The following is a 15985-nucleotide window of genomic DNA, read 5'->3' as shown; positions in this document are numbered from 1 at the left end:
GCACCACGTTGTGGAGACAAACGACTCCGCCAAAGTGCCTCACAAACATAAATATTCCCAAGACCTGCAACAATAGACTGATCAAGTAAAACGCTCTTGAGAGACATTTTTTTATTAACAAAAGCCTTTTGTAAATAACGACCAGAAAACGAATTACTCATAGGTTCAAGCCCTAGCTTATTTAAAAGTGGATGTTCATAAAGCTTGTCCGTATTGACTAAAAGCATAAATCCAAAGCGACGCACATCATTATAAATAAGATGATAAACTTCACCATCCCTTGTTTGAATATCCATGACAAAATGATCATGCTTAACCAATTTATTTGTCGTTGAAAAAACTGTTCTTAAAAGATCATTCTCTATACGCCATGAACCAGACATTCCTAAATGGCTTAAAATCGTTTCATTCTGAGAAAGATGGAATAATAAATATTTTGCACGCCGACCAAGTTCTATAATTGTTCTGCCAATAAGGCGCTCAGAAAAAGCCTCAGGAAAAGGAAAGCGCAAATCTCTACGATTAAGTCTGACAGATACTATCTTTGCATCAGTTACAACAGACTCAAGTCCACGACGAACTGTCTCTACTTCAGGAAGTTCAGGCATCTCTCTTCTTTAAAAATTATACACTTTTCAATTGTATCACAAATAAATTGACTTCTTTTCCCTCCTCAAAGAACAAAGGTTTCCTCTACATCTGCTCTATAAGAAACAAATTTTTGATAACTGGATTTCTCTTAGCTTCCTACTCATGTGAGTCACCTAACTAAAGGCTTTATGGCCAAGCCCTGCCTTGAATATTCACCTAGCACTCTAAAATACTTAACGTATCAATGAGGCTTACATCCCACCCCACCTCAAATGCGGCATAATAGGATTAAGCCCATTCACCCTTACGAAATACAGGAACTCTTACACCATCTTGGGTAATGCCATCGATATCAATTTCGCCAGAACCAATCATCCAGTCAATATGAATGACACTTTTATTACCACCACGTGCTGCAATCTCCTCTGACGTCAATGATGCCCCATCTAAAAAGCATTTGGAATAACACTGTCCTAAAGCAATATGACATGCAGCATTTTCATCAAATAAGGTATTATAAAAAAGAAGGTCACTCTTAGAAATTGGTGAAGAATGGGGCACAAGAGCAACTTCGCCCAATCGGCTTGCACCCTCATCACTTTGCAAAACCTGTTGCAAAACTTCCTGACCCGTTGATGCACGAGACTCAACAATACGCCCTGCTTCAAAACGTACTTCAATATTATCAACCAGTGTTCCTTGATAGGAAAGTGGTTTCGTCGAACGAACAAAACCTTCAACCTTATGAGCATGAGGAGTCGTGAAAACTTCTTCTGTCGGAATATTCGGATTGCAAATAACACCATTTTGAGCAACGGATGCACCACCATGCCATTCATGATCATCTGCCAAACCAACAGTTAAATCTGTCCCTGGTCCTGTAAAGTGTAAGGCAGAAAAACGCTGCTCATTAAGCCAAGATGATCGTTTCTTTAAATTCTCGTTATGGACAACCCACGCATGTACCGGATCTTCTTCTGTAACACGTGAAGCAGAAAAAATTGCATCGGCTAATTTTTTAATCGCCTCATTCAGTGGTAAAGAAGGAAACATTGCCTCAGCCCATCCTGCTGTTGGATAAGCAACAATTGACCAATTTATAGCAAAATTCGATATTTTTTTGAGAGCAGGCTGGTAAGCTAGTGAAGTCGCCTTATTCAAACGCGCAACCTTATCAAAATCTTGATTGGAAAGGAGCAAAGGATTATCACCAACAATCGCTAAACGCGCTGCCCCATTTTCAAAAGCCTTCGCCATTCCCTCATAAAGCCAAGAAGGGGCACAATCAAAACTAGTTTTATGGGCATTTTCAAAACGTGTAAGCGATAATATATCATCACTAAAAATTGGTGTAATGACACCAGCACCAACCTTATAAGCATGATATGCAATACGCCGAACAAAAGGTAATGCTGAAACTGGAGCAGTCAAAACAAGATCCTGCCCCTCTTGTAAATTCAACCCCACTTTTACTGTAATTTCTGCAAGACGATTAAGCATTTCAGGCGAAATTGTCTCATGAATATCAAAGTACATTAGCAATACCCTTCTTTAAATAAAATGCGTTCTTTACGTCGTCATCTTATAAATTTTTTTAGATCCTTCGAGTTCATTTTCTCTACGTATATTTATGCGTGTCATTATCGCTAAAAGGTTCACTTAATTCATAAACCGCAATGGGTATATAACCCTTCTTTTGTCGTGAAAAACTTACCAGTTTCTATGTCGTTTTTCTAACATTGCAACAATTGCATTTAACTGATCTGATGAAGGCAAAGTCATAATCGTTTTATTTTCCTCTTTCCTAGCTAGATGTTGAGGTGCATAGGCAGGAATAGGAACTTTATCAAGCTGCACCATAGCAAAATGCGCAGGGTGTGCCGTCTTGGACTGTGCTACTTCTATCGAAGGAGATGCACTTTTCTCTACCTTTACTCCCCTACTTTCTAAACCTTCATCTATAAAGCTTGGCGCATGACCAGAACGTTCTTGAGCAAAAGCATAAGCAACATCATAAGGGCGATTATTTGTAGGAACTTGAAGTTCTCCATCACGTGATCGTTTTTCATAAAAAGCATTTCCCCCTGCAACCTGAACATAATGCATGTTTTTATACGGGAAAGACAAACCAGCGGTATGAAAAAACTTAGCGTGTCTAACTTTCTTATCTCGCTCACCCCGTAAAACAGCATCAGCCGCCTCTCTTACACGAGCAACAGATGCTTTCTCCGTCATAGGACGCGTTAAAACACCAGGAGCAAACTGCCTATATTGACCAACAACACCACAAATCGTCTTAGGATAGGCGGTCGAATTAACACGATTCATAACAACCGTTCCAACGGCAATCATTCCTTCACGGCTTGTGCGATTTGATTCAAAATACATCGCTCGCATAAGACATTGACGCTCTGTCAATGGATATGTAACCGTTTTTGTCTTATTATTATTTATTTTTCCAGTCTCTAAATGATTTGAAGCACACCCCACAACAACTAACGGCGCTACACAACAGGTAACAAATACATTCCAACGATTTTTTTTCATCTTATGCAACACATTCCTATAATCTCTGAGCTATTCAAGTCTTGAAATGAGCTTTAAATGTATCTCTCAATAAAGTACATAGCTAACTGTTACCACTCAGTAAAATTTTAATACAAGAGGTAATCAAAAAGTATCTATGCAAAATAAAAAATAAAAAACTCTTAATTTACAGATCAATATTGTTATTCTTTATGGTTCAATATAGGCCATAATAGCCCACACGTTCCAATTACAATGAAGTAACACTATCCACTTCTCCTACATACAAAAAATTTGGATACCAAAACTCTTTGCATCGATATTAAAAAAATAATACAGATATCCCCTTTAATATAAAATTTTAACAAAATGATCTGAAAGGAAATTCCCCTAGAAAACTCCCCTCCGTCCGCAATACGAGTGATGATATCATCCAATATACAAATATGTCAAACTAAGAGTTAGAAATCTGCCATGCTTCTCTGAAAAACTCTTTGTTTCTTCTTTGTGCTTTTCCATAGTATAGCTATCTTATTCTTTCTATAGCTGCACTGTAAGAAAATACTCATAATATCTACAAACTGATTTTATACATATAAGAAAAATTTTAATCTATTTTCTTCTCACCTATCCCAACTTTATAAGTAAGGTCATCGCGAGGACGATCAGAAGACATATGGTACCCCGTTATGATATAATGCAGCATTTCAGCAATATTCGTAACATGATCACCAATTCGTTCAATATTCTTTAAACAAAACAGCAAGTGCGTACAAACCGTAATATTGCGCATATCTTCCATCATATATGTCAAAAGTTCACGAAAAAGAGAAGTATACAAAGCATCAATCTTCTCATCACGCTCACGCACAGCGTCAACACGCTCTAATAGGCGACTCGTATAAGCATTTAAGACTTCTTTTAATTGATTGAGTGCTAAAGCTGTAATTGTTTCAAGCCCATGATAAACAGAAGCAGATTGACGTATTTCTGAAAGTGCAACAGTCCTTTTAGCAATGTTTTTGGCCATATCCCCAATCCGCTCAAGATCAGAAGAAATACGAATGGCTCCAATAATTTCACGCAAATCGACAGCCATCGGTTGGCGTTTGCAAATAATAGCAACCGCTTTTTCATCAATGTCACGTTCTGCTTCATCTAAAAATACATCATCGGCAATCACTGTCGTTGCAAGTTGAAGATCACTACACACAACCGATGCTACAGAACGTTCAATCATTCTTTCTGCATGGCTCCCCATTTCTATAATCCTTGCTTTTAAATATTTTAGTTCTGCATCATAAGAACGGACAGTATGGTTCATAGACATATCTTACACTCCTCAATTCACCTATCCAAAACGCCCCGTAATATAATCTTGCGTCCGTTGCTCTTTTGGTGAGGTAAAGATCATTTCAGTCGCACCAACTTCTACCAAATGCCCTAAATGAAACATAGCCGTATATTGAGAAACACGTGCGGCCTGTTGCATGGAATGCGTTACAATAACAATTGTATAATTTTGCCGTAACGCATCGATAAGCTCTTCAATCCGTGCCGTCGCAATGGGATCAAGAGCTGAACAGGGCTCATCCATCAAAATAACTTCAGGGCTAACCGCAATAGCACGTGCAATACACAAACGCTGTTGTTGTCCCCCTGATAAACTTGTTCCAAGATCATGAAGACGGTCTTTTACTTCTTCAAACAAACCTGCCTGCCTCAAACTTTTTTCAACCACATCATGCAATTCAGAGCGCGTTTTAACTAAACCATGAATGCGTGGACCATACGCAACATTCTCAAATATAGATTTTGGAAAAGGACTGGGCTTTTGAAAAACCATTCCAACACGAGCGCGCAATTCTACAACATCAATCCTCTGGTCATAAATATTCTCCCCATCTAAGGTAATAAGACCGGTTGTTTTAGCGCCTTCAATCGTATCATTCATACGGTTAAAACAACGCAAAAAAGTCGACTTTCCGCATCCTGATGGACCAATCAAGGCTGTTACTTGATGTTCAGGAATATCAAGTGTAATACCATGGAGTGCTTCTTTGTCTCCATAAGAAACCTTCACATCCTGACCGCGCATTTTAATCTTCATTACAAAAATTCACCTTACAAAAATCTTATCAAAGCTGTTGTTTTATTAAAATTACTGGCGGCGTTCAAATCGTCGACGTAAAAAAACCGCAGAAATATTCATGATCGCAAGAAAAATCATTAATACAATAATAGCTCCTGATGTCTTTTCAACAAAAGCGCGCTCTGCTTCACCCGCCCACATAAAAATTTGAACAGGCAAAGCCGTTGCTGGATCCATGGGGGTCGTAGGAATATTCACAACAAAAGCAACCATTCCAATCAAAAGCAAAGGCGCTGTTTCACCCAAAGCCTGCGCGACTCCAATAATTGTGCCTGTCACAATACCAGGCGCAGCTAAAGGAACAACATGATGAAAAATCATTTGTGTTTTTGATGCTCCCAGTCCTAAAGCTGCTGCACGAATAGAGAGAGGAACAGCACGCAGAGCAGAACGTGTTGCAATAATGATCGTGGGAAGAGTCATGAGCGCTAAAACAAGACCACCAACAAAAGAGGCTGAACGTGGTAATCCTAAAAAATTAACAAAAAAAGAGAGTCCTAAAAGACCAAACACAATTGAAGGAACAGCTGCAAGATTATTGATATTAACCTCTATAAAATCTGTAAATTTATTTTTGCGTGCATATTCTTCCAAATAAAGAGCCGTTGCTATGCCTATCGGGAGTGAAACTAATAAAACGATGCCTATCATATAGAGAGAACCAATGATCGCAACACCTAATCCCGCAGTCTCAGGACGACTTGAAGCGCCAAATGTAAAAAAACCAATATTAAATGTTTTATAAAGCGTACCATCATGCGCTAAACGCTTTATCCATTCTACTTGTCGATTAGAAACTTTACGGTTTTTTTCTGCTACACGCAGATCAATCTGTCCCTTATAAGCAGAATCAATATCCGCAGATGCCAAAACTTTAACTTTTTGCATCGTGCCAATCAGTTTTGGATTCTTTGTCACCATTTCACGCAGTTGAACGCGAACACTATTTGAAAACATACGGTTAATGTCCCGCAGAGAGGCTCGATCATTTTGATCTATATTCAGTTTCTTTGCTAAAGCATTGCGTACAAGAAGTGGATAATTCGCCGTCATGAGTACTCGCGGTTTTGTTTTATGTTGACCACTTGGATCAATGATCTTTTCATCCAAATAAATCGATAATGTCATTTCACTTTGAAAAAAAGCTGTATAACCCTGACCAATGATAGACCATAAAAGCGTAAATAAAAAAAACAAACCAATAGAAATGGCAATCAAACCATAGGCACGAAAACGACGTTCAGCCCAATACCGACGCTTGAGGCTAATATTGCGACGAGGGAAAAAATCTTCATTCATTCATATTGTTCCCGATATTTACGCACAATATAAAGAGCCAGAATGTTCATCAAAAGTGTCATAACAAAGAGCGTCATCCCTAAGGCAAAAGCCACCAGAGTTTGTGGAGAATTAAACTCAAAGTCACCGGTCAATTGATTAACAATCTTTACAGTCATCGTAGTCATTGCTTCGAAAGGATTGAGTGTTAAGTTTGCTGCAACACCTGCCGCCAAAACCACAATCATTGTTTCTCCAATTGCACGCGATGCCGTCAACAAAATGGCCCCCATAATCCCTGGAAGCGCTGCTGGTATAACAACTTTTTTAATTGTTTCAGATTGCGTTGCGCCTAAACCATAAGAACCTTCACGTAAAATGCGTGGAACAGCCGTAATAACATCATCCGATAAAGAGGAAACAAAAGGTATCAACATAATTCCCATCACAACTCCAGCAGTCAAAACACTTTGTGCCATAATAAAACCACCCCCATCTGAGAGAGACGCAGAGAGATCACGTAAAAATGGTCCTACAACCTTCAAAGCAAAAAAACCATAAACAATGGTTGGGATGCCAGCAAGAACTTCCAACAATGGTTTTACAATAGCTCGCAATCGCGCAGAAGCATACTCAGCCATATAAAGAGCTGAAAATAGTCCTATAGGTACAGCAAAAAGCATGGCGACAAATGCAATATAAAGCGTACCAGCAAGAAGCGGTATTAAACCAAATTGTCCTACTTCATCGCTTGAGCCACTCGCGGAAAAACGCGGATCCCAAACAGTTCCTAAAAAGAAATTTGAAAAGGATACAGACTGAAAAAAGCTCACTGTCTGAAAAAGCATAGAAAGCGCAATGGCTATTGTTGTCAAAACTGCAACAATAGATGCACAAATTAATCCAATAATAATAAAAGATTCAACCTTATTGCGCGCACGCTGATGAGGCGCAATTTGCATCATTCCACAGATAAAACCAAAGAATGCAATAGCAAAAAGGAAACCATAACCTATAAACTTAAGCTTTTCAGAAGAGAATACCCACGACTGTGCTATTTTGAACACATCATCCGATGCTTCACTAGGTAAAATCAATCCCTTCGCGAATAACTGTGCCTGCACTTCCTTATAGGAAGCGGTAGAAAGATTCCCCTCAAAGCGATGAATCATTTTGACGAGACTTCGAAGTGTCTCCCAAAGTAGATCATGATTTACAGACTCTGTTACATGCGCACTATACGCCCCAAGCTCTCGAGAGGCATTATATTCTAAATAAATTGTACTCCCAGCATCCCAAACAATTAAAAAAATAAAAGCTGGAATAACAGTAATCAAAAATGTCCACCAGCCATAATAATACGCACGAGAATGCATCTTATGTTGTCTGTATTCAAGAATGCGTGCTCGCATATAAGAAATACAAAAGCCACAAAATCCAAAAATCAATAACAGCAAAATAATAAAGGAAATGCGCATTTTATCTTTCAGTTTTTATAAAAAAAATAGCACCCAAGTTTCCTATTCCAGAAATCCAACAAATTTTCCCTGCAAATTATTTCAATGTCATTACTCGACCAGCAGAAAAATCAGAACGCTGCGCTTGACGCTCCTTTTCAGGAGAAACAATCAAACCATATTCAGCCAAAGGACCCTCTGGACCAATCATCTGATCAGAAAGAAAAAAGTCAACATACTCTCGCAAACCTGAAATAATACCTAAATGTGCTTTCTTAATATAGAAAAAAAGCGGACGAGAAACTGGATATTGTCCGCTAGAAATCGTCTCAACTGTTGGCGCAAAACCGTTAATATCGGCAACCTTTAGCCTATCAGCATTATTTTGATAAAAAGACAAACCAAAAATACCAACCCCTGTTTTATTAGAAGTTAGACGCGCAAATGTTTCAGAATAATCACCATCAATATCAACCGCTTTTCCATCCTTACGTATCGCAATACAAGCAGTGTGTATCTCCTTATCATCCATTCCTAAAGACTTCATCACCTCAACTGCCCCACTCTCTTTACACCCCTCAATAAGTAATTTTTCCTCAAAAACTTCACGCGTCCCATGCTTCTCTCCAGGAATATACGCTGCTATCGTCCAATCAGGAAGAGCACTATTAACTGCACTCCATTTCAAAACATTATTCGGTTGCAACTTTCCGTCTATAATAATTCGAGCAGCAAGAGCTTTATAAACATCTACTGGCTTTAACTTCCAATCAGGACCCTTAATATCTGTTGCAAAAACAATACCATCATACCCAATACGTATTTCCTCAACATCTTTTACACCAGCATCAAAACAAGACTGTAATTCACTCGGCTTCATTGCTCGCGAAGCATTGACAATATCAACGGTGTTCTCCCCAATACCACGGCAGAATTCCTTAATACCAGCTCCTGTTCCACCTGATTCGATAACAGGAACCTTAAAATGGGGATAAATTTCTCCAAATGTCTCAGCAACAATCTTTTGATAAGGTAAAACTGTAGATGAACCAGTAATCTGTATTTGATCGCGCGCATTGCCTCCATTTGCTGACAGCAGTAGCGCAAAAATCAATCCCACTCCAATTGATAATACTCTGCTCATCTATAAACTCCCTAAAAATTGAGGACAAAGCCTCTTAATTTATATCATACGGTCATTCTAGTTCACATTTGCAACATAACAAATATAAAAAACAACATGGATCATTTTTTTAAAACCATGTTTTTGTCCTCTGTCAAATAAATTAATTTGAACGCTTGAACTCAATAACATCCCAAAACAAATGAGCAACATCTGTACCGCAGAAGCGTTTAATTTCACGAATTCCTGTAGGAGACGTCACATTAATTTCTGTTATATAATCTCCGATCACATCAATCCCCACAAAAAGAAGACCACGTTCCTTTAAGGCTGGAGCAATACGTTCACAAATCTCATAATCACGTTTTGTTAACTCAACATTTTCCGCGCGACCTCCAACATGCATATTAGAGCGCACATCTGTTTTTGTCGGAATTCGATTAATAGCTCCAACGGGTGTACCATCAAGCAAAATAATCCTTTTATCTCCTTTTCGTACTGCCTCTAAATAGCGCTGAACAATAAAAGGTTCATGATAAATTTCTGCAAACATTTCCAACAATGATGCTAAATTGCGATCATCTTGTTTTAAATAAAAAACACCAGCGCCCCCATTTCCATAAAGTGGTTTAACAATAATATCGCCAAATGTCTCTCTAAAAGCTGTTATTTCTTCAATATCTTTGGTAATTAATGTTTCTGGCATCAGATCAGAAAATTCAGTAACAAAAATTTTTTCTGGGCTATTGCGTACCCATGCTGGATCATTCACAACGAGTGTTTTAGGATGAATACGTTCTAACAAATGAGTCGTCGTGATATAATTGAGATCAAAAGGTGGATCTTGGCGTAAAAGAACCACATCCATATCTGTTAATTCCGTGCGAGCAGGCTTTTCTAATTGATAGTGGCTTCCCTCTTTATCACGCACAATCAATGGCTCTAGTCGTGCAATCACACAACCATCACACAGAGATAAACGATCTGGTGTATAATGGAAGAGAGAATGTCCACGTTCTTGCGCTGCTAAAGCGAGTGCAAATGTCGTATCTCCTTGAATCCGAACTGTTGAAATATGATCCATCTGAATGGCAATTTTCATAAATAAATCCTCCCTATCCTAAAAGCAGACTGGTCTATGCACCATAAACTTAGTAAACAATAAAAGAACTATGACAAGAGAAAATTTATGACACAAGAAACAGATACAAAATTAAACAACAAAGAAATCGAACGCTATGCACGCCACATCATTTTGCCTGAGATTGGTGGTGCAGGGCAACAAAAGCTAAAAAAAGCACGTGTTCTTGTTGTGGGCGCTGGTGGTCTTGGTGCTCCTGTCTTAACCTATTTGGCTGCCGCAGGTGTTGGAACCATTGGAATTGTCGATAACGACATCGTTTCACTTTCCAATTTACAACGCCAAGTTATTCATAAAACAAATGCAATAAACAAAAGAAAAACAGACAGTGCTGAAACCACTATAAAAGCAATAAATCCTCATGTTGTAGTTGAAAAACACACCCTACGCTTAGATAAAAGTAATGTGGATAAACTGCTCAATGCTTACCACATCATTGTTGATGGAAGTGATAATTTTACGACACGCTATCTTCTTGCTGATCACGCTGCCCAATGCAAAAAACCTTTAATAAGTGGTTCTGTAGAACGTTTTAATGGCTCATTAACCGTCCTTATGCCATATAAAGACAATAATCCTCACTATCGCGATTTATTTCCCACGCCTCCGGCTCACGGGACTATCCCAACATGCGCTGAAACTGGAATCATCGGTGTTTTACCTGGCGTTATTGGGACCCTACAAGCAATGGAAGTTATTAAAATGATCACAAATATTGGTGAACCCTTAGTGGGAAAAATTCTTCTCTACAATGGATTATTAGCGCAATTTAATATTATTACTTATAAACGCTCAAATTATAAGAAAAATGCCATAGTTATTAAGAAGCTTGGGGAATCATGATTATGTCCCCTCCCGCATTAATTTTTAGCACTCTCGCAATATGTCGCAATATGTATTGAAATACTGATGTTTTATCGTAAGTCATCGAAACACTGTAACCAATGGAAACTATTAAATTTATCACAAATATGGAAGACCTTTTGTGAAAAAATAATTCTCTATAATAGCTTATCAGCATAATTTCATGTCATCGTCTATAAATGAACAGAGACTCGTGCAAACTTAGCTGCCATCAGTATTCTTGTGTAAAAAATTTTCGAAGTAGATAAAAATATAATCAGCAGAACTCTATTCAACTATTTTACTATTCACACATAAAAATTGCTTCCAATTTGCTTCACATGAAAGTGCTTACTTCATACCATAACCTATAAACAAATAATCTAAATCATATTTTAGTTATCGATACTATAAAAGGTCAATGATCTGTCCCTACACCTCTAACCTCAAGAGAAAACGTCTATTCATCAAGCATCATAAAAAGCAGCTTAGGATTATTGCACGTATAAGAATAATCAATTGTCTCTGTTCGCAAGAAAAGTACATAGGGATTGATGTGTATAGAAGGATTGAGATAAACCTCGTGGAGAGCTTTAATTACATAATCATTGCATTCAGAAGCAGAAAGCTGCAGCTCATGAATTGATAATCCTTCAGCAATAATTTCACAGACAAGTATATGTAGAAAAAGTGAAGCACACAAATCTTGAAAACCAATCTACAGATGACAGCGTAAAGAGTGCATTTTTATAAAAGATCTCTTTAAAATAAGCGAGTCAATATGCAACGTTAAATGTATTCTGTTTTGCGTGAGGGGCGTTCCCCCTAACAAAACATCAATAAGAACTCTTTTGATAAAACAGTGAAACTAAAATTACAAAAAAATCAGACATCTTTCTAAAATTAACATTTATGGTATAAGTTAATTTAGCTCTTTTGCTTTATTATTATCCATTGGTAAAGGAACAGGATGATCGGATAAACTGCGTAAATAAAGCAAAAGATCGGCACGATCTTGGTCATTTTTAATTCCACGAAAAGACATAATGGTCCCAGGAAAAGCTTCACGTGGAGAATGTAGATAACGATCTAACGTTACAAAATCCCATTTTTGATCAGAATGAGCACGCAATGCCCGTGAATAAGCAAAACCTGCTGCTGATGCCAAAGGGCGGTTAACAATCTCCCAAAGAACTGGACCAACACGCCCTGCTTCATTGCGTCCAGAAGTATGGCATATGGCACATTGGCGAAAAAGTTTACGGCCATTTTCAAAATTGCCTTGTTGAAGACGGCTATTTAGTGATAGGGAAACATCAGGTGCTTTTTGTTTTTCTTGAAATGTATCATTCTTGGCAACTGTATAATAGTATTGGACTGATGTAGGATGATCGTAAATTATATTACTGAGTGTGGAAATCCCCACAATAATAACCAGAACACATAAACAAGCACAAATAAAATAAATAAATCTCGGACGATTCATAAAAACTCAAATGTTCACGGTTTCATTACCATTTTTAGTTTAAGCTTTTTCTTTATAACACACAACATCATAAATGCATCACAGATGACATTTGGAATCTTACAATGGCTCTTGAACCAATTATTCTTATTCCTGCTCGTATAGGCTCAACCCGTCTTCCTCGAAAAGCTCTCGCTGAAATTGGCGGAAAGCCGATGATTGTACATGTCGCAGAACAAGCCAAAAAAGCTGCAATAGGGCGTACGATCGTTGCAACAGATCATAATGATATTGCTAAAGCTGTTGCAGATTATGGGCATGAATGTATCATAACACAAGGTGATCATAAGTCTGGATCTGATCGTATTTATGAAGCTTTAATGCGTATTGATCCGAAACAACGTTACAATACCATTTTAAATATACAAGGTGACTTACCAACAATAATGCCTCGTGAAATCATTCATGCGCTACGCCCTTTAGAAAATAGCTTTACTGATATTGCAACCTTGGGTGCTCGAATCATTGAAGAAAATGAAAAAAGAGATCCCAATGTCGTCAAAATCATTGGTACACCTCTTTCTCAAAATCGCCTTCGTGCTCTTTATTTTACGCGTACCACAGCACCTTATGGAGATGGTCCTCTTTATCATCATATTGGAATATACGCTTATCGGCGCGAAGCACTTGAGAAATTTGTATCATTCAAACCCTCTACACTTGAGCAACGTGAAAAACTTGAACAATTACGTGCATTAGAAAACAATATGCGTATCGATGTGGAAATAGTCGATACAATTCCCTTAGGTGTAGACACACAACATGATCTCGATAGAGTTTGTGAGATTTTAGCATGAAAATACTTAAAAAAACCAATAAAATTTCTTTCCAAGGAGAATACGGCGCTAATTCCCATATTGCTTGCTCCAATATGTTCCCCAATATGGATGCTGTTCCCTCTGCTACTTTTGAAGACGCGCTTAATTTAGTGGAAAGTGGGAAAGCTGATCTTGCTATGATCCCTATTGAAAATACTCTTGCAGGACGCGTTGCAGACATTCATCATCTTTTACCGCAATCATCTCTTTATATTATTGATGAATATTTTTTACCTATCCATTTTCAATTAATGGTTTTGCCCGGCGTTACATATGACGAAATTAAAACCGTCCACAGCCATACGCATGCCCTTGCACAATGCCGAAAAATCATACGAAACAACGGTTGGAAACCTGTTGTTTCTACAGACACTGCTGGAGCTGCAAAATTTATTAAAAAAAATGCTAAACGCTCACAGGCTGCCTTAGCACCTTTAATCGCAGCAGAACTCTATGGACTTGATATTCTTGAAAGTGATGTTGAAGATAACCCTCATAATATTACCCGTTTTGTCATCCTTTCACGCTCCAAACGACATGTCCCCAAGCCTAAAAATGGCGAAAAAATTATCACCAGTCTTCTTTTTCGAGTGCGCAATGTCCCAGCTGCTCTCTATAAAGCTATGGGAGGATTTGCAACGAATGGTATCAATATGACAAAATTAGAAAGCTATCAAATTGGTGGAAATTTCAATGCAACACAATTCTTTGTTGATATTGAAGGACATCCTGAAGACCCGATGATGAAACTTGCCTTAGAAGAATTATCTTTCTTTTCTGCAGAACTGCGTATTATCGGTACTTATCCAGCACAAAACGATCGAACATCGTATATATAAAAGCAATTAAACTGCCATCATTCTTTGCTGATATCAAAGAGCATCGTAAAAACTTCATGATGCGACGCATCTTGGAAGAGCTCGTTTTTTTCTACTCAACACCCTTCATAAAAACTGAAGAAGAAAAAACGGTTCATAAAAGAATATATAAATTATTTCCATAATACTTTTTCACAAATTATATCATGATAAAAAGCAATTCAAATTGTATAAAAACCAATGTAAAAAACACAGTAACCAAAAATAAAAACACTTGTACCATATATTTCCCTTTATATATTATAGAGAGGTTCTTGAAACAAGTCATTTCTTCTGATAGTTTATGCCAATAAAGATAACGAACTTCTAATTAACTCTCAAAACAATTCAAATTATTATACATGATAGAGCATTCAAATTTATTAGAATGATATTAGTCTGAACATGGTTTAAAGCTAGAAAATGCAACTCAAACCTGCTTTTAGCATTAAGTTTGAACTTTCATCTTTATAAAAACTGATTTATGATTCATCTCACTTTAGAAAAAAGGAAAGGATAATGAAAAAAATCTTCACGCAAGGATTATTAGCTGCAAATATTCTCGCCTACTCTAGTGTTGCATTTGCTGGCTTTGGTGAGAAAAAATGGAATTTTGCGCTGGATGAAAGTGTTGTGATCATCCCATCCGATATTGTCCATCAAGGAGTTGAATACTCTTGTAGTATCTTTAAACCGAATAAAGTATCCTTCACTTTATCGTACTCTGCCCCTTCTGATCTAAACAAATTGAGAATTGTTGTTGATGATGAAAAGAAATTAACCCATGATAAAGAAAAGAAGATCTTTACACTGAAAAATATAAAATCTCTTCATATAAGCTTTCCTTCGTCAGGACATTATACTTTTAAGAATATTACGAAGAAAAAAGTTGTTGGAACCAATTGTGACACAGGAGATTATGATTAATAATATTTCTGTAACATCTAAATTTGAGTAGATTTATTTTTTTCAGTTATTTTTTCAAAATACAGCATAATGAGCTATTAAAACTAATCGCCGAAGAGGTATTTTTATACTAATATGGAAAACCTTAAGCTGCTCAGAACGTTAGATATTAAAGGACTTTTGCAAAAACTAAAAGACTAAAATTCAATTGTTCTGTATTTTCTACTATCAGAGCTATTTTTTTATAAGCATATAACTTCTATCTTCGCAACTGCTTCATTTTAAGCACTGTAAAGCACATCGTACCCAAATCACCTAGATAAACAGAAAAGTAAAATTTGCTCTATAAATGCATTCCTCGCTGCATTTTAAATCATACTCATTCAGCTTTTTGTAAAAATTCATCTCGCTTTTCTCTCCTTGTTAAAGGATATAATTATTTGAAACTATAAAATGTCGCTTATATAGAATAAGAACCTTTTTATGCTTATAAAACCAGTATATCTCCTTATTTCTATAGCGTTTAATGTCGCCTCTTCTCTTGCATGAGTACAGCCCCTTAAAAATATATGAAATCTTTTCTCAAATGATGAAACTTCATATATTGACCCATCTTGTGATAAACATCGATGTTTTTTAATTAAAAGAACAAGCACGCAAAGAGCGATAACATCTACTCAGTATTTATATTCGTATATGTTAAAGGAAAAAAATATTACGTATTTGATATTCTCATTCGTTATAGAAATAAGGTAGTGGTCTTATAAG

Annotated in this window: 14 protein-coding genes; 4 read left to right on the top strand and 10 right to left on the bottom strand. The window is 37.1% G+C overall.

All coding sequences use genetic code 11. From position 1 onward, the window contains the following. From mutM to gshB, 9 genes are all read right to left on the bottom strand, one after another. Positions 1–608, bottom strand: a 608-nt coding sequence (mutM, locus tag ACFIKE_RS04990) for a bifunctional DNA-formamidopyrimidine glycosylase/DNA-(apurinic or apyrimidinic site) lyase (RefSeq protein WP_375648549.1), incomplete at its 3' end; no start/stop codon positions are given. 271 nt (positions 609–879) lie between these two features. Next, the gene (locus ACFIKE_RS04985; RefSeq protein WP_375648548.1) at positions 880–2127 is read right to left on the bottom strand and encodes an aminopeptidase; all 1248 of its coding nucleotides are present in this window, start codon (positions 2125–2127) and stop codon (positions 880–882) included. A gap of 174 nt (positions 2128–2301) precedes the next feature. Continuing rightward, the gene (locus ACFIKE_RS04980) at positions 2302–3138 is read right to left on the bottom strand and encodes a cell wall hydrolase (protein WP_375648547.1); all 837 of its coding nucleotides are present in this window, start codon (positions 3136–3138) and stop codon (positions 2302–2304) included. A 586-nt stretch (positions 3139–3724) separates the two neighbouring features. Beyond that, entirely contained in the window at positions 3725–4447 is a 723-nt protein-coding gene (gene phoU / locus ACFIKE_RS04975; RefSeq protein ID WP_375648546.1) for a phosphate signaling complex protein PhoU, read from the bottom strand. Between the two features lie 21 nt (positions 4448–4468). Next, the gene (pstB, locus tag ACFIKE_RS04970; RefSeq protein ID WP_375625677.1) at positions 4469–5227 is read right to left on the bottom strand and encodes a phosphate ABC transporter ATP-binding protein PstB; all 759 of its coding nucleotides are present in this window, start codon (positions 5225–5227) and stop codon (positions 4469–4471) included. 51 nt (positions 5228–5278) lie between these two features. Further along, on the bottom strand, positions 5279–6568 hold the full coding sequence (gene pstA / locus ACFIKE_RS04965) for a phosphate ABC transporter permease PstA (RefSeq protein ID WP_375648545.1): 1290 nt from the start codon (positions 6566–6568) through the stop codon (positions 5279–5281). Next, positions 6565–8025 (bottom strand): phosphate ABC transporter permease subunit PstC, encoded by a 1461-nt coding sequence (pstC, locus tag ACFIKE_RS04960; protein WP_375648544.1) that lies wholly within the window; start codon positions 8023–8025, stop codon positions 6565–6567. Before pstC ends, pstA begins: the two co-directional genes overlap by 4 nt. 76 nt (positions 8026–8101) lie before the next feature. Then, positions 8102–9148, bottom strand: coding sequence for a substrate-binding domain-containing protein (locus ACFIKE_RS04955; protein ID WP_375648543.1), 1047 nt, complete (start codon positions 9146–9148; stop codon positions 8102–8104). Between the two features lie 142 nt (positions 9149–9290). Further along, positions 9291–10229: a glutathione synthase gene (gene gshB, locus ACFIKE_RS04950; RefSeq protein WP_375626796.1), complete on the bottom strand. Its 939-nt coding sequence runs from the start codon at positions 10227–10229 to the stop codon at positions 9291–9293. An 87-nt stretch (positions 10230–10316) separates the two neighbouring features. Here gshB and ACFIKE_RS04945 point away from each other — a divergent pair, with 87 nt between their 5' ends. Beyond that, positions 10317–11111, top strand: coding sequence for a molybdopterin-synthase adenylyltransferase MoeB (locus ACFIKE_RS04945; RefSeq protein WP_375626794.1), 795 nt, complete (start codon positions 10317–10319; stop codon positions 11109–11111). Positions 11112–12033: 922 nt separating this feature from the next. On the opposite strand, the gene ACFIKE_RS04940 is transcribed toward ACFIKE_RS04945, so the two are convergent. Beyond that, on the bottom strand, positions 12034–12597 hold the full coding sequence (locus tag ACFIKE_RS04940) for a c-type cytochrome (RefSeq protein WP_375648542.1): 564 nt from the start codon (positions 12595–12597) through the stop codon (positions 12034–12036). 104 nt (positions 12598–12701) lie between these two features. On the opposite strand from ACFIKE_RS04940, the gene ACFIKE_RS04935 reads away from it, so the two are divergent. From ACFIKE_RS04935 to ACFIKE_RS04925, 3 genes are all read left to right on the top strand, one after another. After that, positions 12702–13433 carry a 3-deoxy-manno-octulosonate cytidylyltransferase gene (locus ACFIKE_RS04935; protein WP_375648541.1) on the top strand — a complete coding sequence of 244 codons (732 nt, stop codon included), beginning with the start codon at positions 12702–12704 and terminating at the stop codon, positions 13431–13433. After that, complete coding sequence (locus ACFIKE_RS04930; protein WP_375648540.1) at positions 13430–14293, top strand: prephenate dehydratase; 864 nt, start codon at positions 13430–13432, stop codon at positions 14291–14293. Before ACFIKE_RS04935 ends, ACFIKE_RS04930 begins: the two co-directional genes overlap by 4 nt. A 537-nt stretch (positions 14294–14830) precedes the next feature. Continuing rightward, a complete protein-coding gene (locus ACFIKE_RS04925) occupies positions 14831–15238 on the top strand; it encodes a hypothetical protein (RefSeq protein ID WP_375626785.1) in 408 nt (135 codons plus the stop codon). Positions 15239–15985 lie beyond the last annotated feature (747 nt).

It is taken from the genome of Bartonella sp. MU70NMGDW, assembly GCF_042194085.1.
In the GTDB taxonomy this organism is placed as follows: domain Bacteria; phylum Pseudomonadota; class Alphaproteobacteria; order Rhizobiales; family Rhizobiaceae; genus Bartonella; species Bartonella grahamii.
This window is presented reverse-complemented; position numbering and strand designations above follow the sequence as displayed.

Bases quoted from the DNA above. Each gene is read 5' to 3' on its own strand.
- pstB (WP_375625677.1), bottom strand. From the start codon at position 5,227: ATGAAGATTAAAATGCGCGGTCAGGATGTGAAGGTTTCTTATGGAGAC.
- ACFIKE_RS04945 (WP_375626794.1), top strand. From the start codon at position 10,317: ATGACACAAGAAACAGATACAAAATTAAACAACAAAGAAATCGAACGC.
- ACFIKE_RS04930 (WP_375648540.1), top strand. From the start codon at position 13,430: ATGAAAATACTTAAAAAAACCAATAAAATTTCTTTCCAAGGAGAATAC.
- ACFIKE_RS04980 (WP_375648547.1), bottom strand. From the start codon at position 3,138: ATGAAAAAAAATCGTTGGAATGTATTTGTTACCTGTTGTGTAGCGCCG.
- ACFIKE_RS04940 (WP_375648542.1), bottom strand. From the start codon at position 12,597: ATGAATCGTCCGAGATTTATTTATTTTATTTGTGCTTGTTTATGTGTT.
- pstC (WP_375648544.1), bottom strand. From the start codon at position 8,025: ATGCGCATTTCCTTTATTATTTTGCTGTTATTGATTTTTGGATTTTGT.
- pstA (WP_375648545.1), bottom strand. From the start codon at position 6,568: ATGAATGAAGATTTTTTCCCTCGTCGCAATATTAGCCTCAAGCGTCGG.
- ACFIKE_RS04925 (WP_375626785.1), top strand. From the start codon at position 14,831: ATGAAAAAAATCTTCACGCAAGGATTATTAGCTGCAAATATTCTCGCC.
- ACFIKE_RS04955 (WP_375648543.1), bottom strand. From the start codon at position 9,148: ATGAGCAGAGTATTATCAATTGGAGTGGGATTGATTTTTGCGCTACTG.
- ACFIKE_RS04985 (WP_375648548.1), bottom strand. From the start codon at position 2,127: ATGTACTTTGATATTCATGAGACAATTTCGCCTGAAATGCTTAATCGT.
- phoU (WP_375648546.1), bottom strand. From the start codon at position 4,447: ATGTCTATGAACCATACTGTCCGTTCTTATGATGCAGAACTAAAATAT.
- ACFIKE_RS04935 (WP_375648541.1), top strand. From the start codon at position 12,702: ATGGCTCTTGAACCAATTATTCTTATTCCTGCTCGTATAGGCTCAACC.
- gshB (WP_375626796.1), bottom strand. From the start codon at position 10,229: ATGAAAATTGCCATTCAGATGGATCATATTTCAACAGTTCGGATTCAA.